A 20,511-nucleotide genomic window follows, 5' to 3' on the forward strand; every position below is an offset into this window, starting at 1 on the left:
AGAGTATAGAACCCACCGGTATATGATGGGCACCCAAGGTAATATATGCAGTTCGTGATCTAGGTATTGTATGAACGGGCCACGTGTTGCTGGAGTGGGTGTCACCGAGTTCGGTAGAGCACCCGAACGGACCGGCCGTGATCTCTTCGGCGAAGCGGCGGCGACAGCTATCTCTGATGCCGGAGTCGATCATAGCGACGTAGAGGCCGTCTACTACGGTAACTTTATGGGCGAACTCGCGGAGCATCAGGGCCATCAGGGTCCGATGATGGCCGAAGCCGCCGGGGTACAGGCACCAGCGACGCGCTACGAATCGGCGTGTGCGTCGAGCGGGGCGGCCGTCCGGCAGGCCGTCTACGATGTCCGGAACGGCGAAGCGGACGTGCTTCTGATCGGCGGGGCGGAGCGCATGACGAACCTCGGCACGGCGGCTGCGACGGACGCGCTGGCAATCGCCGCCGACGACCTCTGGGAGGTCGGCCATGGGATGACGTTCCCCGGCGCGTACGCGCTGATGGCGCGGGCGTACTTCGAGGAGTTCGGCGGGTCGCGCGAGGACCTCGCGTATATCGCCGTCAAAAACCATGCAAACGCCGTCGAGAACGAGAAAGCACAGTACCAGCAAGCCATCTCGGTCGAGGACGTGCTCGATGCTCCGATGGTTTCGGCACCGCTCGGACTGTACGACTCCTGTCCGATCAGCGACGGTGCGAGCGCGGCCGTCATCGTGAGCGAGTCCTACGCCGCCGAACACGACCTCGATGCCGAGGTTGCGATCACCGGGACTGGACAGGGCGGCGACCGCCTCGCGCTACACGACCGCGCACATCTCGCGACCTCCCCCGCCGCGGACGACGCCGCCGCGGAGGCCTACGCGGACGCCGACATCGATGTCGACCGGATCGATGTCGCCGAGGTCCACGACTGCTTTACGATCGCGGAAGTGCTCGCCATCGAATCGCTTGGGCTCTACGAACCCGGGGAGGGAATCGGGGCGGCACGCCGCGGCGAGACCACTATCGACGGGTCGGTCCCCGTCAACCTCTCCGGGGGACTCAAGGCGAAGGGTCATCCCGTCGGCGCGACCGGCGTCGCCCAGATCGCGGAAGTAGTCAAACTCCTCCGGGGAGATCACATCAATAGCGACGCCGTCCCCGACGCGACGACCGGCGTCACGCACAACGCGGGTGGCACCGTTGCGAGTGCACTCGTTCACGTACTGGAGGTTCAACAATGAGTGATTCCGAGGAAACCGTGCGCGACCGCGGCTACGACGACGCTCTCGACGCTATCGAATCCGGCGAGGGCTACTATCTGGAATGTTCGGCTGGTCATGGCTCGCTTCCACCACGCCGACTCTGTCCGGAGTGTGGCGACGACCAACTGCGCGAGGAGCCACTGCCCGAGACTGGACGGGTCGACACCTACAATATCACCGAGGTCCCGGCACCGGCGTTTGCCGACGACGCGCCCTACGTGCTGGCAATCGCCGACTTCGGCCCGGTCAGACTGACTGGCCAGGTACAGGGCGTCGATCCGGAGGACGTCTCTGTCGGTATGACGGTCGAGGTAGAGATTGCGAGAAGCGAGACGAACGGCGAACGTCTACTCGCTTTTCGGGAGCGATAGCTCCTCGCGGAGCAGTTGCGCGAACGTTTCGGGGTGCTCGGCGTGGGGTAGCAGTCGGGCGTAGTCGACGACGACCAGCCGCGCGTCGGAGCGATCGGCGAGGTCTCGCCCCTCCGAGAGCGGGGTCGTCTCCGTCTCGCGGCCCCAGACGAGCGTCGTCGGGATGTCTAGCTCCTTTAGCTGATCGGCAAGGTCGAGGTCGGGGTCGAGATAGCCACTAATGAAGGAGGCGGGTGCGTAGCGCGCCCCCGGTTGGTGTGCGGTTTGCCACTGATACTCGACCTGTTCGTCGGTGATCTCGCTGGAGTCGTAGTAGCCGTGATCCGCGCTGAAGTAGCGGATCCCCGGCTTGCTCGTCACGAGGTTGTTGATCGCCGTACCGATCAGTGGCGTCCGCAGCAGTGATCGGAGCCAGGTGCGCTGGCCGGGCATCGTCTCGGCCGTCGGCGAGACGAGCACGAGCCGTTCGATGTCGACATCTTCGGCCGCCGCAGCGGTGTATGCGCCGGTCAACGAGGACGCGACCACGGTGGGCTGGTCTGTGACGTCACTGATGAAGTCGGCGACAAAGCCCTCGTACAGCGTCGGGGAGTAGATCAGCGGCGGTCGATCCGATCGACCGAACCCTGGGAGGTCGGGAACGATCACGTGATGATCCTCGGCGAACTCGTCGATCACCTCGGCGAACTCGTAACTCGACCCCGCGGCGCCGACGCCGTGGAGCATGAGGAGATCCGGATCCGACGGGTCCCCACGCTCCGTGTAGGCAACGTCCATCCCGCGCCATCGGTACTCCTTCTGGTCACCCTCGATCGCTGGGGGGAGTTCCTCGGCACGTCGAGCGAGGACGGTGTTCGCCACAGCGGCGGTTCCAAGCGCACCGACCGTACCCGCGAGCAGTGTTCGGAGCTTCATACACACCCATTCGTCCGGAGGGGACTTATAAAGCTCGCTGAATTGACCAGTTACCCGTCGCGTTGCTCTGCGAGACACTCCTCGATGGGGGTGAGTATCTCGTCGGACAGCGTGTAGGGGTCGCGGTCGCCGTCGATCATCGACTCGACGAGCGCGTCGATCCCACCCTGGTGTTCGATCTCGTCTTCGACCATCCCGTTGAGATCGCTCCGCAGGAGTTGGCGGAGTTCCTCTGCGGACCGGGTGCGTTCGCGCTCTGTGCGCCGGCCCGACTCGTCGAGATACGATCCGTGGGCAGCGAACTCCTCCATGAGTTCGTCGACGCCGTCGCCCCGCGTCGCGACCGTCTCGACGATCGGCGGCGTCCAGTCCGCCTCCTGTGCGTCGCTTTCTGTGCTCTCCGTCCCCGTCCCGTGGCCGTGTTTCGCCCCACCGTCGATGATCGGGTTCACGTCGTCCCCCAGGCCGACCATCTCCCGGAGTTCCATGACCGTTCGATCCGCGCCCTCCAGATCGGCCTTGTTGACCACGAACACGTCCGCAATCTCGAGGATCCCGGCCTTGAGCGTCTGAACGGTGTCGCCGCTCCCCGGCGGGACGAGGACGGCAACGGTGTCGGCCGCGCGGACGATATCGATCTCGTTCTGTCCGGCGCCGACGGTCTCGATGATGATCCTGTCCATTCCGAAGGCGTCGAACGCCTTGACGGCGTCCGCGGTCGCCGTCGAGAGGCCGCCAAGGCTCCCCCGGGCGCTCATCGAGCGGACGAAGACGTCCATGTCGCCGACGTTCGAGGCCATTCGGATCCGGTCGCCGAGGACGGCCCCGCCCGTGTACGGCGACGAGGGGTCGACAGCGATGATGCCGACCTGCTCGTCGCGCTCCCGGTAGGCGAGTGCGAGCTTGTCAACGAGCGTCGACTTCCCGGAGCCAGGGCTTCCCGTAATCCCGATCACGTCGGCGTTCCCGGTGTAGCCGTGGAGCGCGGCGACCAGTTCCCGATACCCATCCTCCCGGTTCTCGATTACCGTGATGGCTCTGGCGAGCGCGCGGTACTCGCCCGCCAGTAGTCCTTCGATCAGCGTTTGCTGCTTGCCGCTCATCGCTCGGGCACGTTCTCCCTGACGAACTCGATCGTCTCCTCCAGTTCCGTGCCCGGCCCGAACACTTCGGCGACGCCCTTCTCTTTTAGCGCCGCCTTGTCGTCGTCCGGGATCACCCCCCCGACGAGCAACAGGGTATCCTCGAACGCATCGTACTCTTTCAGGCCGTCGACGACTTTCGGGACGAGCGTGTTGTGTGCCCCCGAGAGGATCGATATCCCCAGTACGTCGACGTCTTCCTGCACTGCGGCCTGCACGATCTCTTCGGGCGCTTTGTGCAGGCCGGAGTAGATCACCTCGAACCCGGCATCGCGGAAGGCGCGGGCGATCACGTGTGCACCCCGGTCGTGACCGTCGAGACCGACCTTCGCCACGAGACACCGGATCGTCCGCTGCTGTCCATCGGCGCTCATACATGATCGTTTGCTAGCGACTCGTTTATACTTTGATCTCCTTGGAAGCGACAGGAAAATACCGGACCACGCCTAATCGCCCGCTATGGCGACAGCGACACCTGCCCGTCCGATCAAAGGTCGGGTCACCGAGTGGACGGTTCTCCTGACGGCGGTCGGCTACCTGCTGGTGATTGGAACGTTCGGTGGCTGGTTCCCCTACCCGAACATCACCGAGTCCGGCGTCGACCTGCTGGGCCATGCTATCGCGGCCGTGAACGCGCTGGCGACGGTCTGTCTCGTCGCCGGGTGGTACTGGATCCGCAACGGCGAGGTCGACAAACACCGCAAGGCGATGGCTTCGGCGTTTACGCTGATCCTCGTCTTCCTCGTGCTGTATCTCCCGAAGGTCGGCGGTGGCGGGCAGAAAGCCATCGCCGACAGCGCCCCGGAACTGGTCAGTTACAGCTATTTCGCGATGCTCGCGATCCACATCCTCCTGTCGGGCCTGGCGATCCCGGTCGTCGTCTACGCCCTCCTGCTCGGACTGTCTCACACGCCGGGCGAACTCCGCGAGACACGCCACGCTCAAGTCGGCCGGATCGCCGCCGCCTCGTGGATCCTGAGTCTCGTCCTCGGCGTCGTGACCTACGTCATTCTCAATCACACGTACGGAAACACGTTCGAGCCAGCACTCGTGGCGCTGTTCTAACAGATCGGTTAGGTCGGTTTACCGGCCGCGGTGACCCGTATCGAGTCGCTTTTGTCGGTACGCTCTAAACACGGGAGCGTGCTGTCGGTCGAGCTACACACCCATTCGGCGCTGTCATACGACGGTCGTGACCCAGTCGATCTGCTTCTCGAACAGGCCGAAGCGGTCGGCCTGGACGCGATAGCGGTCACCGACCACGACGAGATAGACGCCAGTCTGGAAGCCGTCGACAAGGCACCGGAGTACGGACTTGTCGGGATTCCGGGGATCGAGATCACCAGCCAGGCTGGCCACGTGCTTGGGATCGGTATCGAGGAGGCCGTTCCACCCGGGCTCTCGTTCGGCGAGACGCTCGACCGGATCCACGATCTGGGCGGGATTGCTGTCGTCCCGCATCCGTATCAGGAATCACGTAGCGGCGTGATGGCGAACATCACGCCCGAAGCGCTCGGGACCGCAGACGCCATCGAGGTTTACAACTCTCGACTGCTGACTGGCCGCGGTAACCGACAGGCCCGGACGTTCGCGACGGAGTACGATATGCCGATGACGGCGGGCAGTGATGCCCACATCAGCGAGATGGTCGGACAGGCGGTGACGCGGATCGACGCCGAGGAACGCTCGGTCGACGCCATTCTGGACGCGATCACGGCAGGGCATACGGAGGTCGCGGGGAAACGAACGCCGTGGCGGATTAGCCTCCGGCAGGCCGCCGGCGGCGCGAAACGACGCGTCAAGAACCGGATTCAGGAGCTGTTCTGACGGTGCAGGGGGCCGATCCCAACGCCGTCCGCCGGGCGGTCGAGACAGGCGATCCGCTGCCGGGCACTGCGGGCTTTGCCGGACACGTCGACGAGATGCTCGTCCGGGACGTCCTCGGCCGGTACCCGCTGTTCGTCGAGGGCGATGACGCCAGAGAGTGGCCCGCCGACCCGACGTGGGCGACCGATCCGAACGACCTCGACGAGCCTCTTTCATTTCCCGCCGGTCACGTACAACACGAGTGCGAGGAGCCTCAGCGGCGCTGGTCGCTGCCGGATCCCGCCCCCTTCGAGCGCGAACGCGGCGCTGTGCGCGAACTCGTCGACGCCGTCCGGGACGGCATCGCGGCAACGCGTCCCGACGAGGCCGACGCCGTCGCGGTCGCCTTTTCGGGCGGCGTCGATTCCTCGGTCGTCGCCGCGGGGTTCGACGCCCCGCTGTACGTCGGCGGCTTCGCGGGGAGTCACGACCGCGAGGCGGCGGCGACGGCGGCCGACGCGATGGGAGCGGAACTCCGCGAGGTGGCGTTCACCCCCGAAGACGTCGAACGGGCGGTGCCAGAAGTCGCACGGGCGATCGGTCGCCCGAGCGCGATGGCGGTCCAGATCGCGCTGCCGCTGTATCTCGTCGCCCAGCGCGTTCGCGAGGACGGCTACGACTATCTCGCGGTCGGCCAGGGAGCGGACGAACTGTTCGGCGGCTACGCGAAAGTCGCCCGTGCGCCCGAGGACCCCCGCGTCGACGCCGACACCGTCCGCGGCGCACAGCGTGAGATGATCGCCACCCTGCCCGATCAGCTAGAACGTGATGTTCTCGCGCTCCGCGCGGCGGGCGTCGAACCGGTCGCCCCGCTACTCTACGACGGCGTCGTCGAGACCGCGCTTCGACTCCCCGCCGACTCGCTCGTCGACGACCGCGGCGAGCGCAAACGAGCGTTTCGGCTCGCGGCACGGGAGTTCGTCCCCGACAGTATCGCCTTTCGCGAGAAGAAGGCCGTCCAGTACGGCAGTCTCGTCGGGCGCGAACTCGACCGACTCGCCAGACAGGCCGGCTTCAAACGCCGGATGGACGACCACGTGAGCGAGTACATTCGCTCGCGGGTCGACGACTGACCGTCTGCGGTCACTCTCCCCATGGACCTCCGCATCGGAATCGAAGCCATCGAAGCGGTCGAGGGCCCCCTTGCGTACCTGCTGGTGTTCGTCTTCGCGGCGGTCCCCGTCGTCGAGGTACTCGTCGTTATCCCGTTCGCTATCGCAGTCGGTCTCGACCCACTGCTGGTCGGCGTCGCCGCGGCGACCGGCAACCTCACGACTGTCTACGCCGTCGTCGTCGCCTCCGACTGGAGCCTGCGCTTCGTCCGGCGGCGCTACGGCGATCCGACAGCCGATACCGACTCCAGCACCGTCCGCCGCGCCCGCCGGATCTGGAAGGGATACGGCCTGCCGGGCGTCGCACTCGCCGCGCCGGTGACGACGGGCGTACATCTCGCCGCCGTGTTGGGACTCGCCTTCGGCTCCTCGCGTCGTCGGGTGCTCGGCTGGATGACGGGGAGTCTCGTCCTCTGGTCGACTGTGCTCGCCGCCGCGTCGTGGTACGGCATCGAGCGTCTGCTGGGACTCGTCGGGTGACGTGATTTACTCCCCGAACCGCGTAATCCGCTCTAGCTCCTCCATCGGCGGGTCCTCGAAGGCTTCGCGGGCGATGGAGCGTTTGTGGACCTCGTCCGCGCCGTCGATGATGCGGAACTGCCGGACGCTCTCGTAGAAGTCCGCGAGGGGAAGGTCCCGGCTGATGCCGGTGCCGCCGCAGTACTGGAGCGCCGAGTCGACGGCCTGCTGGGTGGCGTTCGCGGCGAACGTCTTGCACATCGCCACCTCGATTCGGGCGTCTTCGCCCTGCCGGATCTGCTCGGCGGCGTGGCGCACCATCGTCCGGGCGGCGTGTAACTGGATCCGGTGCTCGGCGACGTCGAACCGAATCGCCTGCTTCTCGGCGAGAGGCTCTCCGAAGGCTTCCCGTTCGCTGGCGTAGGCCGTCGCCACGTCGAGCGCACGGTCGGCCATCCCCAAAAAGCGCATGCAATGGGTCAGTCGGGCGGGGCCAAGCCGTTGCTGTGCGATGGCGAAGCCGGCGTTTTCCGCACCGAGCAGGCTTTCCTCGGGGACGCGGACGTCGTGATACTTGATCTCGGCGTGGCCCATCTCCACGAGATCGGGGCCGAGATGCGGCACGTCACGGACGATTTCGACGCCCTCGGCGTCCGTCGGCACGAGAAACATCGAGGTACCCTGGTACGGGTGGGAATCCTGATCGGTTCGGGCCATCACGAGCAATACGTCCGACTCGCTGCCGCCGGTGGTCCACCATTTGTGGCCGTCGATCACCCATTCGTCGCCGTCTTTCTCGGCAGTCGTGGCGATCATCTTCGGGTCCGATCCACCGCCCTGTGGCGGTTCGGTCATGGAGAACCCGGAGTGGGCCTCGCCAGCGACGAGTGGGTCGAGCCAGCGCTCTTTCTGGGCCTCGGTCCCCACCAGTTCGATGGTGTGGATATTCCCCTCGTCGGGCGCGCTACACCGTAGCGCCGCCGGGCCGAGCAGACTCCGCCCCGCTTCCTCGAACACCGGCAGCATCTCGCGGAAGTCCAGTCCGAGGCCGCCGTGTTCCTCGGGCACCTGCGGGGCATAGAGGTCGCGCTCCCGCGCCGCGTCGCGGAGTCGGTCTATCTCATTGCCCGGGACCGGTCCCCGCCCGAGATACTCGCGTTCGACCGGCAGGACGACCTCGTCGACAAAGTCGCGGGTGCGTTCGGCGACCGCTCGTCCGCGCTCCGGGTCGTCGTATGTGAAATTCATATTTGTTCATTATTGTAAGACGTGAAAAACGTGTTCCTGGGAGTTCACTCGCGCCACGCTTCGCGGAACAGCACGTACTGGACGGTATCGATGTACTCGCCGTCGATGAACCGGTCACGACGAGTCCGGCCTTCCTCCTCGAAGCCGAGCGATTCGAGCAGTCCGCGCGACGCCTCGTTGAACTCGTAGACACCTGCGCCGATGGCCGGGTGGTCGTGCATTCGGAAGACGTAGTCGATGACGAGACTGACCGCGGCTTTCCCGTAGCCCTGACCGTGGACCTCGGATTTGAGCCAGTAGCCCAACTCGGGTCGTCGCCAGTCGACGTCGTCGACGGAGACAGCGCCGATGCGCTCTACCTCGTCCTCGGGTGTCCCCGGTCCCGCGTCGTCGAGACAGACGAGAAACTCGGGAGTTTCGCCGTCCTCGTGGCGCTCTTTCAGTTCCGTGCGAGTCTTCAGTGGGTTCCCGATCGGATACCTGATCTCGGGATTAGTAAACGAGCGCTGGAGAAAGGACAGATCTTCCGCTTCGAGCGACCTGAGCGTCACGTCGCCGTCTGTCGCGATGCGTGATCCTGGCATGGGTACGACATATCGAACTCCACCTAAATGCTTTCTCCAAATTTATCGCATCACTGCTCCGTCCCAAGCTATTTGATAACGGTCGACTATGAACGACGTATATGAACGGACAACTCGTGGAGGGTGGTTCGACGTGAGCGAGGAGTATCTCGACAGACTCGTCGACGAGGGATCGCTATCCGACTATCTCACCGACGAACTCGGTTCGGCGGAGGAGTTCACGGTGACCCGGCACGATCAGGGCCACTCCAACGAGACGCTGTTCGTGGAATGGGGCGACCGGGAGTTCGTGTTGCGACGCCCGCCAGCGGGCGAGACCGCGGAGACTGCCCACGAGGTCACCCGGGAGTATCTGGTGATGGACGCCCTGCAGGAGACGCCAGTGCCTGTCCCGACGACCGTACTCGCCTGTGAAGACGAGAGCGTTCTCGGGGCGGAGTTCTACCTGATGGAGCGCCAGCACGGCGACGTGTTGCGGACGGACGAACCGGAACGGTTCCAGTCCGAGACTGCCCGCGAGCGCCTGAGCGAGGAGGTAATCGACACGCTCGCGGCGATTCACTCGGTCGACCCGGCCGCCGTCGGCCTCGACGACTTCGGCTACCCCGAGGGGTTCACCGAGCGGCAGGTCCGGCGCTGGTCCGAGCAGTTCACGTGGGCCTTCGACGTCACCGGCGAGGAGCGCGAGGTGCCGGAAGTGTACGAACTGATGTCCTGGCTCACCGAGCACGCGCCCGAGGGGCATCCCCACATGCTCGTCCACGGCGATTTCAAGCTGGACAACCTCATGTTCGCGCCGGGGACGCCGCCGGATCTCACCGCCGTCTTCGACTGGGAACTCTCGACGCTGGGCGATCCACACACTGATCTCGGCCTCTTGCTCCTGTTCTGGCAGGAACCGGACGACCCGGACCCACCGATTCCGGAGCTAATGCCGACGTTCACCGCCAAACCGGGCTATCTGTCGCGGGAGGAACTGATCGAGCGCTACGAGCGCGAGAGCGGTATCGAGGCCGAGAACCTGCGCTTCTATCGGGTGCTCGCGGCGTACAAGATGGCCGCGCTCGGCGAGATGTTCTTCCGCCGGCATCTGGAGGGCAACGCGGCCGACTCGCTCTACCCGAAGATGCGCGACGGCGTGCCGCGGCTGGCAAAGCGGACTCTAGAGATGGCAAAGGGGTCGGGCGACGTCTCCCTCTAGGACTCTACTGTCTCGATGGCGTCGATGCCGGCCGCCACGACGTCGGCTTCGAGTTCGTCGCGTCGTTCTCGCAACTCGCCTTTCGTGAACCACTCCCACGCACTAGCCGGGGCCTCGCCATCGGACGGCGATAGCTCTCTGTTGTCGGTGTGGGCGTAGTAGACGAAGTCGATGTGCTGGTGGGCGACGTCGCCGTCGATCCGGTCGATATCCTCGAGTTTGAACTGTTCGGGCTCTGGAAGGGGCCGAGCGGAGTCGGAGGCCGTCCCGTCGGCGTCGGCGACCAGATCAACGTCCAGTCCGGTCTCCTCGTGGACCTCTCTGAGTCCGGCCTCGTGCGGTAGTTCGTCACGGTCGATATGACCGCCGGGCGGCAGCCACATCCCGAGTTTCTCGTGTTCGTGTAGTGCCGTCGCGCCGTCGTTGACCACGAGGACGGTCGCTACAAAGTGTCGAGTGGTCTCCATACCGTCCGCTTGGTGAGGGTCGATTTGTAGCCGTCGCTTTCGGTAGAAAACGAGCGCCGAAGACGAAACGGATCAGTCAGCAGTGTGACCGTCGGCTTCCAGCAGCTCGTGGTAGCGGTTCCGGATGGTCACTTCGCTGATGTTCGCTACCTCGCTGACGGTGTTCTGTGTGACCTTCTCGTTGGTCAACAGCGAGGCGGCGTATACCGCGGCGGCGGCGAGGCCGACTGGGCTCTTACCGCTGTGGATGCCTTCCTGCTTGGCGTTCTTGAGTAGGCCGCGAGCGCGACGCTCGGACTCGTCGGAGAGCTCGAGATCCGACGCGAATCGGGGGACGTACTGCTCGGGGTCGGCAGGCTGAATTTCGAGATTGAGTTCCCGGACGATGTACCGGTAGGTCCGGGCGACCTCGGAGCGATCGACGCGACTCACGGTGTTGATCTCGTCCAGGCTCCGTGGGGTGCCAGCCTGTCTGGCAGCAGCGTACAGCGAGGCCGTCGAGACGCCCTCGATGGAACGGCCCGGGAGGAGGTCCTCGTCGAGTGCGCGGCGGTAGATGACGCTGGCGGTCTCGCGGACGTTTTTCGGGAGTCCCAGCGCGGAAGCCATCCGGTCGATCTCGCCGAGCGCCTGTTTGAGGTTACGCTCTTTTGCGTCGCGGGTGCGGAACCGCTCGTTCCAGGTACGCAGCCGTTGCATCTTCTCGCGCTGGCGTGAAGACAGCGACCGCCCGTACGCGTCCTTGTTCTGCCAGCCGATGTTCGTAGAGAGACCATCGTCGTGCATCATTTTCGTGGTGGGTGCGCCGACGCGTGATTTCTTGTCCTTCTCTTTGGAGTCGAACGCACGCCACTCGGGACCTCGGTCGATCTCGTCCTCGTCGACAACGAGACCGCAACCGAGACAGACCGTCTCGCCACGTTCCTCGTCGGAGACCAGCTGTCCATCGCATTCCGGACACTCCAGTTGCTCCTCGTTTTCCGACTGGGATTGTTCTTTCTTCTGTCTACGCGCGTGCTCGCGCGTATTCGAGTGATCGCGAATCGTTGTATCAGTCATTGCTCTTAGGGTTGGGGACTGCAGACGGAGAACGTCGTATTGCAATCATTTGTTGCACTGCGAGCAACTTAAAACTACCGCGGTATGGCCCCCACCTGCGCACTATCGATTCAGGGATCGAAACCCTTACTCCCGATCCACCAGTTTCCCCGTATATGAGCGACACCCCCGCCGGACCCGACACTGTCCGCCACGCCGCGGAGCTCGCGCGGGTCGACCTCGCCGACGACGAGGTCGACCAGTTCGCCGAGCAGTTCGCCGACATTCTCGATTACTTCGAGACGCTAGACGAGGTGCCTGAAGTCGATCGTGACGCCGACCTCGTGAACGTGATGCGGCCGGACGAGGAACGGGAGGGACTCACGCAGAACGAAGCGTTGTCGAACGCCGAAGAGAGCGAGGACGGCTACTTCAAGGGGCCGAACGTCTCATGACTGATAACGTCTACATCACCGAAGAGCGAATCGAGGGTGACGAAGAGGGCCCCCTCGCCGGAAAGACGATCGCAGTCAAGGACAACATCTCGACTGAAGGCGTCCGGACGACCTGTGGCTCGGCGATGCTCGACGAGTACATCCCGCCGTACGACGCCACCGTGGTCGACCGACTGAAAACAGCCGGTGGGACGATCACCGGCAAGACGAATATGGACGAGTTCGGGATGGGAACGACTACCGAAACCTCCGCGTTCGGTGCGACCGAGAACCCGGCCGCGCCGGGACACGTTCCCGGTGGCTCCTCCGGTGGCTCCGCGGCAGCAGTCGCGTCGGGCGAAGCCGACCTCGCACTGGGCACCGATACCGGCGGCTCGGTCCGCTGTCCCGCCGCGTTCTGCGGCGTCGTCGGCATCAAGCCGACCTACGGGCTGGTCTCACGATACGGCCTGATCGCGTACGGCAACAGCCTGGAACAGATCGGCCCGCTGGCCGAGACCGTCGAGGACGCTGCCGAACTGCTCGACGCCATCGCTGGCGAGGACCCAAACGATGCGACGACGCGTGAGCGTCCCGACGACGAGTACGCCGCCGCCGCTGACGGCGACGTCGACGGTCTTCGGATCGGCGTCCCCACGGAACTGGTCGAGGGTGCCGACGAGGGCGTCGTCGAGCAGTTCTGGAACGCCATCGACGAACTCGAATCGCAGGGCGCAAGCTATCACGAAGTGAGCCTCCCGTCGGTCGAACACGCCGTCGAGGCCTACTACGTCATCGCCATGTCGGAGGCCTCCTCGAACCTCGCGCGGTTCGACGGCGTCCGCTACGGGAAATCGGGCGGCTACGAGGGCAACTGGAACGAGGCGTTCGCCGCGTCGCGCCGCGAGGGCTTCGGCGACGAGGTCAAACGCCGGATCCTGCTCGGTACCTTCGCGCTCTCGGCAGGCTATCAGGACAAGTACTACAAGAAGGCCCAGGACGCCAGAGCGTGGGTCAAACAGGACTTCGACGAGGCGCTCTCGGACGCTGACGTGCTTGCGAGTCCGACGATGCCCATTACCCCTTTCGAACTCGGCGAGAGCCTCGACGACCCGCTCAAGATGTATCTCGCGGACGCCAACACCACACCGGTCAACCTCGCGGACCTGCCAGCCATCTCGGTTCCGGCAGGCGAGGCAGACGGCCTCCCGGTCGGTATCCAGTTTGTCGGTCCCGCGTTTGGTGAGAAAGAGATCATCCGCGCCGGTAGCGCCCTCGACTGATTACGTCGCTCCTTCTCGTTGGCGTTTCCGAATCTCCAGAACAGTTGCTTCGCCGATAGCCGTCAGAACCACCAGCGCGAGGAACAGTCCTACCTTCGAACGGAGTTTCGGTGCCTCTCGTTCGTCGTCTTCCGTGGTCGCCGCCATGTCTGTATCGTCCGCGTCGAAAACCTTCTTGAGAACGCCCAGATTCGATATCACGGGTGTTCTAGGGGTTCAAGCATCATAAGCGCCCTGCGCTACCCGAACGATTTTACTGTCACTCTCGAAGGGGTATGTATGCAAACCGACGCCAGCCTTCTCGACGCGCCCTCCATCGAGTCGACAATGCGAACGGTCAACGGGGTCGACCTCCACGTCGTGACGGCCGGCGACCCCGATGACCCGCTCGTCGTTCTCCTCCACGGGTTTCCGGACTTCTGGTACGGCTGGCGGGACCAGATCGAACCGCTGGTCGACGCTGGCTATCGCGTTCTCGTCCCCGACCAGCGGGGCTACAACCTGAGCGACTCACCCGAGGGCACCGACGCCTACCGGATCGAGGCGCTGACCGGCGACATCCGGGCGCTCATCGAGACCGAGGGCCGCGACTCCGCCCACGTTATCGGCCACGACTGGGGCGCAATCGTCGCGTGGGAGCTAGCCATCGATAGCGAGGTCGTCGACCGTCTCGGAATCATCAACGTCCCGCATCCGAGAGCGTTCCAGGAGGCACTCCGGTCGAGCGCCGAACAGCTCCGGCGGAGCTGGTACGTCTTCTTCTTTCAGATCCCGCGGATCCCGGAGTGGGCGCTCGGTCGCGACGACTACCGGGGTCTCGGTGACGCCCTGCTGGAAAGTGGCTCGCCAGCGGCCTTCTCCGACATCGATATCGAGCGCTATCGGGCAAGCTGGGCGGCGGCAGACTCGCTATCGGGACTTATAAACTGGTACCGCGCGGCCGGGCTTCACCCGACCGACCTGTTGCTCGGAGACTCGTCAGAAAGGGCTGAGGGCACTGGCCACTCCCAGGACGAAGCGATAGACCACCCGACGCTCATCGTCTGGGGCGAGGAAGACACCGCACTGATCCCAGACCTCGCGCCGATGAGCCTGCAGTACTGTCAGAACGGCCGCGTCGAGCGGTTCCCCGACGCGACCCACTGGGTCCATCAGGAGGAGTCGGAGGCGGTGACGGAGCTACTGCTGGAGCATCTGTCGGAATAACGGAAAACGGATCGCCGGGTCCTACTCGTCGTCGCTATCGCCGCCACGGAGCTTTCGCAGCGTGACGAAGGCGATACCGGCGCTCAGGGCGACGCCGGCACCCTTTATTAGCGTTCCGAGCCGCGAGCCGCTCGATTCGGCGTCTTCGTCCTCCGTCTCTTCGTCTTCGGTCGCTTCCTCCTCCGTCTCGGTCTCTTCGGCCTCTGTTTCGGTCGCTTCCGCTTCGGCTTCGTTGGTTTCGGTACCGTCCAGCAGCGACGGTGGGCGTAGCTTTTTGAGCGCCATACTAGTCGGTAGAGCAGGGGTGAGTATAAAGATACGAACCGTGACCGGGCTTACTCCTCGTACGCGAGGTTCATCATCCACTGCGAGAAGGCGTCGCTCTGGGGATCGATCTCTTCCTCGCCGATAAACGGTGAGAGCATGTCGCCAGCCATCAGCAGGGAGAAGTCCAGATCCATCGCTGTCGGGGAGACGTAGTAGGTGTTGTGGCCCTGATACACCGTCTCTTCGCGGTCGACGAGGTCCTTTTCGGCGAGGGAGTCGACGATCCGGCTCCCCTGCCGCGACGAGATGTCGAGTTCCTTCCAGAGTTCGCTCTGGTGAATCCCTCCCGTCTCGCGGACTAGTTCGAGCCCGGCGTGCTCTTCCTCCGTGAGCTCCTCTTCTGCAGCCGAGATGCTCATCGATATCGCCCCCACGTCGCGGAGAGATCTGACGGCATGATCATATATGCAATACTGAGAGCAACGGGCTTAAAATTGGCCTTCCTGCCGTCGCAGACGTCCCTAGATCCAGCCCATGAGCGTTGCGCCCAGAAGCGCCACCCACAGCGTGCCGCCAACGACGAGCCAGTCGTTCGGTAGGGCCTCGTTCGCCTGTCTGGTCGCCCGGTCAGTCGAACCGATGGCGATCAGTCCCAGTGCGAGCACGATACCCGCCCGCTGGAGGACGATTCCGATGGGCATCACGGCTACCGATAGCGCCATCAGATCCAGTACCACGGCCGTCGACAGCGCGCCGGCGGCGACGACGCCGGCGTCCATCCGTCTGGTCATGCGGCGTGCGATCAGATACGTCACGAGCGGAATCCCCACCGCGATAAACGGGTACAGGAGCCCAGCGATGTTGTGCATCGTGAGCGCGGGGACGTGCCGTTCCAGCAGTATCCCACCGACCCGAACGCCGAAGTACAGCCCGACGATTCCGCCGAACAGCAGGATGTGATTCAACGTCAGGCGGTTGTACGCGGCGCGGAGACGCCGCCTGTCGACGTAACTCAAGCTCTGCCAGAGCCGCCTGACACTGTCTCGGAGGCGCTGGCGGCTGATCGCCCCGATCATGAACAGGGGGAACATCCACGCGAACTCGACGACGGTCATCCAGCCATCGTTGTCGTAGGGTTCGTCGTTTCCAACGTACATTCGCCAGACTTCGTCGGTGAACGGCTGGTTCCTGAAGTCGAGTTCGACCTGCCGCTGAGCTTCGTCGTTACCGTGGACCGCGTGGCGAAGCGTGAACCAGTCGAAGTGCTCGTTGTGGGCCTGCATGATCACCCACTCGTCGTTGGGGTGGGGTGCCTCGTACATCCGGATGTGATACCGATGGCCGTAGTAATCGCCGAAGTGGATCTGGGCGGACTCGGTGACGAACTCGCCATCGTCATTGCTGTTCGTGTCGTCGACGAACGCGTACCGTGTTGCACCGCCCGCTTCGTCCCACTCCATCGAGGTGCCGCCGGCCGTGTCGAGTTCGATCTGTTCGGCGGAGAGTTCCTCGGGCCCGACTTCCTGTTCCTCTCCCTGAGTCACGTTCCAGTCACCGGTTTCGGTCATCCGCTGTAGCGTAGTGTCGAGGTCAGCGCGGACGACGACGTTGACCGAACTCCCCTTTTTGTGTTGCTTCGTCGAACTCAGATACGGCGAAAAGGCACTCTCACTGCCCTCTAGCTGGACCATGTTGCGTTCGGTGTCGTCCTCGGGAGCGACGAGATCCGTAGTCGGTGGTGCAACAAGCGACATTGCCGTCGAGACCCCCACAGCGATCACGAGAATTGCCAGAACGATACTGACTGTCCGTCTCACTGGATATCCATACTGCGTAGCCTGAGTTATATTTACTGGGCGAGAGGATCAGTCGTTTCTGGCATCGGACTCCAGCGCCTCTGCTCGCAGTCGTTCGCCCCGTTCCGACTCGATGGAAAGATCCGGAACCTCCACCGGCGATCCGTCGTCCAGCGCGACGAAGACGAACGCTGATTCGGTCGTCTGCTCCTGGACGCCGGTTCGGGGGTTCTCCCGGAACGTCCGGAGACGAACGCGGACGCTCGTCCGGCCGGCCTCGTAGACGTACGCTTCTACGAGGACGTTGTCGCCGATCGGGATCGGTCGCTGGAAGTCGAGTTCGTCCACGTTTGCGGTGACACAGGAGTGGCCGGCGAACCGCATCGCCGACATCGCGCCGACCTCGTCCATCCACTTCATCACGTTCCCTCCATGTGCGGTCTCGTAGTTGTTGGCGTGGTTCGGCTGTACGCGGTACCGGTTCTCGATGTGAGTCTCCAGAAGGCTCGGCATGACATGTCGTAGACGGCGGGGACCCAAGAGTCCGCGGGATCTGACAGCACCGATCACGCCTCTTTTTGCCGGCCGGGGGACAAGTATCGCTATGTCCGGATCGAGCGACGTTCGGTATTTCGACCTGTTTGCGAGGTTCTATGACCTGTTTATGCCGGATGCGGACCCGGCGGTGTTACGGCGAGGACTCGATCTCGGTACCCGGGAGATCGAGATCGGTTTAGATGTCGGCGGCGGGACCGGTCGTGCGGCACGTGCGCTGCCCGGCGTGAACTGGACAGTCGTCGACGCGTCCGCCGATATGCTCGCACAGGCCGCAGAACGCGACATTCCGGGCATCCGCGGTGACGCCGTACGGCTTCCGGTCGCGGACGAGTCCGTCGACGCGGTGACGATCGTCGACGCTTTACACCATATCGGTCGGCCGAGAGAGGCTATCGCGGAGGCGGCACGCGTCCTCGCACCGGGCGGGGTGCTGGTGATCCGCGATTTCGATCCGAACACCGTCCTCGGGCGGTTGCTCGTGGCGGGCGAACATCTGATCGGCTTCGAGTCGACCTTCTTCGGCGCCGACGAACTCGCAGGGATTCTCGGCGACGCTGGCCTGTCGCCGACCGTTCCCGAACGTGGCTTCGACTACACGGCTGTCGGCGTCAAGCCCGATTGAGCGGCGCGGTCGACGCCTCTCCAGCACCCGATCTGGCCCGCTCTGATTCCAGTACGTCCTTATTCGTCGAGCCAAAAGTCCGAGTATGTCCACGCTCTCCGCACGCCTCCCGCTCGGTGACTCGAGACGGCTAGGCGTACTCACCGGCGACCTGCTCGCAGTGATCGGTATCGTCTCGGTCGGCCTGTACCAGCACCACGGGGCGGCCGGCTTTGCTAGCCCGCTGTCGGCGGCCGAGACGATCACCCCATTCGTCGTCGGGTGGCTCCTCTGTGCGGGCCTCGCCGGTCTGTACGGAACCGAAGTACTGACCGATCTCGGGACGGCGGCCCGACTGAGCGCGGTGGCCTCTTTCGCTGCGGTCAACATCGCCCTCGTCCTGCGCGCGTCGCCGCTGTTCGAGGGGAGCGCCACGTGGCCGTTCAATCTCGTGATGACTCTGACCGTCCTCGCCGTTGTCGTGCCGTGGCGACTCGTCGTTGCCCGCTTCTGGGCGGGTCGATGACCGCTGACTGAACGGTACTGCTCGCCCGACGCCGGGCAACCCGCGGGGTCGACCGCCAGTGGACTCTTCTCGGATGCGCTCGTAGACATCGCGTATGACGCAGGCACTGTTTCTCTCCAGTAGTGACGTGGATGGCTTGGCAAGTCCGGACGAGTTCGTCGAGGCGGTCCGCGAGGGCTATCGACAGCACGGCGAGGGCGCTCCGGCCCGCCCCCGGACCAGACTGTTGCGCGGCGATCCGCCGGGGATGCTCACCGATTACGCGGCCGTCCTTCCGGAGACCGGCGTGATGGGTGGGTACATGTACGCCGCAGGTTTCGGCGAGCAGGACGCGTGGTTCATGACCCCGCTGTTCGACGCCGAGAGCGGGGAACCGCTCGCCATACTCGACGGCGCGAGCATGAACCCGTTCAAGACCGGGGCGACCGGTGCGGTCGGCGTCGACGCGCTCGCCCGGGACGACGCCGAGACGCTCGCAGTCATCGGGAGCGGGGCACAGGCGCGTGGACAACTTCGCGCGACGGCCACGGTCCGTGATTTCAAGCGCGTCGACGTGTTCTCGCCGACGCGCGAGCACCGCGAGTCGTTCGCCACCGAGATGGACGACCTGCTGGAGGCCGACGTCCGGCCTGTCGAGGCGAGCGCGGCCGCCGTCGAGGGGGCCGACGTGGTGATCACAGCGACGAACGCCAGCCAGCCAGTCTTCGACGGCGACCGCCTCGAGGCAGGCACCCACGTCACCGCGATGGGCCAGTACAACGCCGAGAAGCGCGAACTCGATACGACGACAATCGAGCGGGCGACCTACGTCCCCGATCTGCGCGAGCGGATCGAGATCGACGCCGGATCGTTCATCCACGCCGTCGAGGAGGGAGTGGTCGACGAGAGCCACGTCCACGCGGAACTGGGCGAGGTCGTTGCCGGAACAGTCGAAGGGCGGAGTTCGGCCGACGAAATCACCATCTTCGACAGCGGCGGCACCGGTATCGAAACCGTCGCCGGCGGCGCGCTGGTCTACGAACGAGCGCTGGATGCGGGACTAGGGACGGAGATCGAGTTCTCGCCCGCAAGCGAGGCACTCACCGGACGCTGACCCGGCCGCGTTCAGAAGGGGTTGAGGCCGACCGCCTGCAACAGCGTGATGCCGCTGCCGAGTGCGCCGAGCAGGTAGCCCGCGATTGCTCCGCCGTTCAGGAGCGGGAGTCCGGCGTGTGCACGCCCTTCGAGCACCATCCGGAGGAGTATCACGAGTCCGATGAGCGTCCCAACCATCGCGCCGAGGGCTGGGAGATTCATCGATATGACCGGGATATCGAACTGGGCGGCCGCCTCCGCCGGAATAAAGAACGCGGCGCTCGCGATCAGAATCGTCGGCATCACGGCGTCGCCGAGACCGATGTACAGAGCATCCCGGACGCCCTCCGGGGCCTGCTCCTCATCTCCGGTATCTGCGGATTCGTCCTCCTCAGCGTCCACGATATCGTCAGATTCGGCCTCCACGTCTCCGCCGTCTGGGGCGGTTTCGTCGGTCATCTCATCGCCCGCACCGGCCTCGCGGAACGAGTACGAGAACGTGGTCGGAATGACGAGCAGGACGGGAATCTTCTGGCCCATCACGCCGTCCGCGAGGGTGAGCATGTGCTCCGTCTTGTAGACGCTGATCGCGTCGTAGACGGCCAGCACGGCGAGGAAAACGATTGCTGGTAGGAGTCCGAAACTGATGCCGAACATCCCTGCGGCACCCGCGCCCATCAACACCCCGGCGGCGTCGATGACGTACCACTCGGGATGATAGACCAGGCCGAGGATGACGGCGAGCGCCGCCAGTATCGGCAGGAGAGCGAGCGGGACACCCGCGACGGATCCTACTGGGACGATGGCGTTGAGCACGTACCAGGCGAGCATCCCGCTGACGCCGATGACGCCGGCGCGGATCAGCCACTCGGCCTCGTACTTGATCACGGCCAGCATCACGAGGGTGGCGACGAGGATAGCCCCGAAAAAGAGCGCGCTGTTCGCCGGGTCTGACGGGTCCTCGACGGCCTGATACTCGGCTTGCTGGAACGGCTCGACCAGCGCGAGTGCGCCCAACTGGACGAGGACGAAGAGTGCGACCGTTCCCGCCACGGCCGCAACGAGTCGCGTACGATCGTTCATACCACCTTCTTACCGATGGGGG

The 20,511-nt window shown here is 64.6% G+C and carries 26 protein-coding genes; 13 read left to right on the forward strand and 13 right to left on the reverse strand.

The genetic code is table 11. The features are described 5' to 3' along the window. Nucleotides 1-70: 70 nt before the first annotated feature. Together ACFQL3_RS06990 and ACFQL3_RS06995 are read left to right on the forward strand one after the other, a co-directional pair. Nucleotides 71-1,237: a thiolase domain-containing protein gene (locus ACFQL3_RS06990; protein ID WP_377052676.1), complete on the forward strand. Its 1,167-nt coding sequence runs from the start codon at nt 71-73 to the stop codon at nt 1,235-1,237. Next, complete coding sequence (locus tag ACFQL3_RS06995) at nt 1,234-1,629, forward strand: Zn-ribbon domain-containing OB-fold protein (protein ID WP_377052678.1); 396 nt, start codon at nt 1,234-1,236, stop codon at nt 1,627-1,629. Before ACFQL3_RS06990 ends, ACFQL3_RS06995 begins: the two co-directional genes overlap by 4 nt. On the opposite strand, the gene ACFQL3_RS07000 is transcribed toward ACFQL3_RS06995, so the two are convergent. From ACFQL3_RS07000 to ACFQL3_RS07010, 3 genes are read right to left on the reverse strand one after another with little or no spacing between them, the layout of a single operon-like run. Continuing rightward, on the reverse strand, nt 1,606-2,544 hold the full coding sequence (locus ACFQL3_RS07000) for an alpha/beta fold hydrolase (RefSeq protein WP_377052680.1): 939 nt from the start codon (nt 2,542-2,544) through the stop codon (nt 1,606-1,608). The genes ACFQL3_RS06995 and ACFQL3_RS07000 overlap by 24 nt on opposite strands. 50 nt (nt 2,545-2,594) lie before the next feature. After that, nucleotides 2,595-3,647, reverse strand: a complete 1,053-nt coding sequence (gene meaB / locus ACFQL3_RS07005; RefSeq protein ID WP_377052682.1) for a methylmalonyl Co-A mutase-associated GTPase MeaB — start codon at nt 3,645-3,647, stop codon at nt 2,595-2,597. Then, nucleotides 3,644-4,060 (reverse strand): cobalamin B12-binding domain-containing protein, encoded by a 417-nt coding sequence (locus tag ACFQL3_RS07010; protein ID WP_377052684.1) that lies wholly within the window; start codon nt 4,058-4,060, stop codon nt 3,644-3,646. The genes meaB and ACFQL3_RS07010 overlap by 4 nt, the downstream gene beginning before the upstream one ends. Before the next feature lie 85 nt (nt 4,061-4,145). Here ACFQL3_RS07010 and ACFQL3_RS07015 point away from each other — a divergent pair, with 85 nt between their 5' ends. The 4 genes from ACFQL3_RS07015 (at nt 4,146) to ACFQL3_RS07030 (ending at nt 7,144) form a co-directional block, all read left to right on the forward strand. Beyond that, on the forward strand, nt 4,146-4,751 hold the full coding sequence (locus ACFQL3_RS07015) for a DUF420 domain-containing protein (protein WP_377052686.1): 606 nt from the start codon (nt 4,146-4,148) through the stop codon (nt 4,749-4,751). A 78-nt stretch (nt 4,752-4,829) separates the two neighbouring features. Next, the gene (locus tag ACFQL3_RS07020; protein ID WP_377052688.1) at nt 4,830-5,513 is read left to right on the forward strand and encodes a PHP domain-containing protein; all 684 of its coding nucleotides are present in this window, start codon (nt 4,830-4,832) and stop codon (nt 5,511-5,513) included. A 2-nt stretch (nt 5,514-5,515) separates the two neighbouring features. Beyond that, on the forward strand, nt 5,516-6,625 hold the full coding sequence (locus ACFQL3_RS07025) for an asparagine synthase C-terminal domain-containing protein (RefSeq protein ID WP_377052690.1): 1,110 nt from the start codon (nt 5,516-5,518) through the stop codon (nt 6,623-6,625). Nucleotides 6,626-6,646: 21 nt separating this feature from the next. Next, complete coding sequence (locus tag ACFQL3_RS07030; RefSeq protein WP_377052692.1) at nt 6,647-7,144, forward strand: small multi-drug export protein; 498 nt, start codon at nt 6,647-6,649, stop codon at nt 7,142-7,144. 6 nt (nt 7,145-7,150) lie between these two features. On the opposite strand, the gene ACFQL3_RS07035 is transcribed toward ACFQL3_RS07030, so the two are convergent. Both ACFQL3_RS07035 and ACFQL3_RS07040 read right to left on the reverse strand, forming a co-directional pair. After that, nucleotides 7,151-8,371 (reverse strand): acyl-CoA dehydrogenase family protein, encoded by a 1,221-nt coding sequence (locus ACFQL3_RS07035; protein ID WP_377052694.1) that lies wholly within the window; start codon nt 8,369-8,371, stop codon nt 7,151-7,153. 44 nt (nt 8,372-8,415) lie between these two features. Then, complete coding sequence (locus ACFQL3_RS07040; RefSeq protein ID WP_377052696.1) at nt 8,416-8,955, reverse strand: GNAT family N-acetyltransferase; 540 nt, start codon at nt 8,953-8,955, stop codon at nt 8,416-8,418. Between the two features lie 88 nt (nt 8,956-9,043). On the opposite strand from ACFQL3_RS07040, the gene ACFQL3_RS07045 reads away from it, so the two are divergent. Further along, a complete protein-coding gene (locus tag ACFQL3_RS07045; RefSeq protein WP_377052698.1) occupies nt 9,044-10,156 on the forward strand; it encodes a phosphotransferase family protein in 1,113 nt (370 codons plus the stop codon). Here ACFQL3_RS07045 and ACFQL3_RS07050 read toward each other — a convergent pair. Further along, nucleotides 10,153-10,623, reverse strand: a complete 471-nt coding sequence (locus tag ACFQL3_RS07050; protein WP_377052700.1) for an NUDIX hydrolase — start codon at nt 10,621-10,623, stop codon at nt 10,153-10,155. The two genes, ACFQL3_RS07045 and ACFQL3_RS07050, sit on opposite strands and share 4 nt — an antisense overlap. A gap of 72 nt (nt 10,624-10,695) precedes the next feature. Further along, on the reverse strand, nt 10,696-11,682 hold the full coding sequence (locus ACFQL3_RS07055; RefSeq protein WP_377052702.1) for a transcription initiation factor IIB: 987 nt from the start codon (nt 11,680-11,682) through the stop codon (nt 10,696-10,698). A 155-nt stretch (nt 11,683-11,837) separates the two neighbouring features. Here ACFQL3_RS07055 and gatC point away from each other — a divergent pair, with 155 nt between their 5' ends. Continuing rightward, nucleotides 11,838-12,116 carry an Asp-tRNA(Asn)/Glu-tRNA(Gln) amidotransferase subunit GatC gene (gene gatC / locus ACFQL3_RS07060; protein ID WP_377052704.1) on the forward strand — a complete coding sequence of 93 codons (279 nt, stop codon included), beginning with the start codon at nt 11,838-11,840 and terminating at the stop codon, nt 12,114-12,116. Further along, nucleotides 12,113-13,378 (forward strand): Asp-tRNA(Asn)/Glu-tRNA(Gln) amidotransferase subunit GatA, encoded by a 1,266-nt coding sequence (gene gatA / locus ACFQL3_RS07065; protein WP_377052706.1) that lies wholly within the window; start codon nt 12,113-12,115, stop codon nt 13,376-13,378. Before gatC ends, gatA begins: the two co-directional genes overlap by 4 nt. Here gatA and ACFQL3_RS07070 read toward each other — a convergent pair whose 3' ends face one another. Further along, nucleotides 13,379-13,579, reverse strand: a complete 201-nt coding sequence (locus tag ACFQL3_RS07070; RefSeq protein ID WP_377052708.1) for a hypothetical protein — start codon at nt 13,577-13,579, stop codon at nt 13,379-13,381. Nucleotides 13,580-13,657: 78 nt separating this feature from the next. On the opposite strand from ACFQL3_RS07070, the gene ACFQL3_RS07075 reads away from it, so the two are divergent. Continuing rightward, nucleotides 13,658-14,584: an alpha/beta fold hydrolase gene (locus tag ACFQL3_RS07075; protein ID WP_377052710.1), complete on the forward strand. Its 927-nt coding sequence runs from the start codon at nt 13,658-13,660 to the stop codon at nt 14,582-14,584. A gap of 21 nt (nt 14,585-14,605) precedes the next feature. On the opposite strand, the gene ACFQL3_RS07080 is transcribed toward ACFQL3_RS07075, so the two are convergent. From ACFQL3_RS07080 to ACFQL3_RS07095, 4 genes are all read right to left on the reverse strand, one after another. Next, entirely contained in the window at nt 14,606-14,869 is a 264-nt protein-coding gene (locus tag ACFQL3_RS07080) for a hypothetical protein (RefSeq protein WP_377052712.1), read from the reverse strand. A gap of 50 nt (nt 14,870-14,919) precedes the next feature. Further along, the gene (locus ACFQL3_RS07085; protein ID WP_377052714.1) at nt 14,920-15,270 is read right to left on the reverse strand and encodes a helix-turn-helix transcriptional regulator; all 351 of its coding nucleotides are present in this window, start codon (nt 15,268-15,270) and stop codon (nt 14,920-14,922) included. A gap of 102 nt (nt 15,271-15,372) precedes the next feature. Further along, a complete protein-coding gene (locus ACFQL3_RS07090; protein ID WP_377052716.1) occupies nt 15,373-16,668 on the reverse strand; it encodes a hypothetical protein in 1,296 nt (431 codons plus the stop codon). Between the two features lie 48 nt (nt 16,669-16,716). Continuing rightward, nucleotides 16,717-17,160 (reverse strand): acyl-CoA thioesterase, encoded by a 444-nt coding sequence (locus ACFQL3_RS07095; protein ID WP_377052718.1) that lies wholly within the window; start codon nt 17,158-17,160, stop codon nt 16,717-16,719. 91 nt (nt 17,161-17,251) lie between these two features. Here ACFQL3_RS07095 and ACFQL3_RS07100 point away from each other — a divergent pair, with 91 nt between their 5' ends. From ACFQL3_RS07100 to ACFQL3_RS07110, 3 genes are all read left to right on the forward strand, one after another. Then, nucleotides 17,252-17,827 carry a class I SAM-dependent methyltransferase gene (locus ACFQL3_RS07100; RefSeq protein ID WP_377052720.1) on the forward strand — a complete coding sequence of 192 codons (576 nt, stop codon included), beginning with the start codon at nt 17,252-17,254 and terminating at the stop codon, nt 17,825-17,827. An 85-nt stretch (nt 17,828-17,912) separates the two neighbouring features. Then, nucleotides 17,913-18,332: a DUF3054 domain-containing protein gene (locus ACFQL3_RS07105; protein ID WP_377052722.1), complete on the forward strand. Its 420-nt coding sequence runs from the start codon at nt 17,913-17,915 to the stop codon at nt 18,330-18,332. Nucleotides 18,333-18,426: 94 nt separating this feature from the next. Continuing rightward, entirely contained in the window at nt 18,427-19,425 is a 999-nt protein-coding gene (locus tag ACFQL3_RS07110) for an ornithine cyclodeaminase family protein (protein ID WP_377052724.1), read from the forward strand. An 11-nt stretch (nt 19,426-19,436) separates the two neighbouring features. Here the strand turns inward: ACFQL3_RS07110 and ACFQL3_RS07115 are convergent, their stop codons facing one another. Continuing rightward, nucleotides 19,437-20,489: a presenilin family intramembrane aspartyl protease PSH gene (locus tag ACFQL3_RS07115; protein WP_377052729.1), complete on the reverse strand. Its 1,053-nt coding sequence runs from the start codon at nt 20,487-20,489 to the stop codon at nt 19,437-19,439. Nucleotides 20,490-20,511 lie beyond the last annotated feature (22 nt).

Source organism: Natronoarchaeum sp. GCM10025321, from assembly GCF_042663585.1.
Taxonomy (GTDB): domain Archaea; phylum Halobacteriota; class Halobacteria; order Halobacteriales; family Natronoarchaeaceae; genus Natranaeroarchaeum.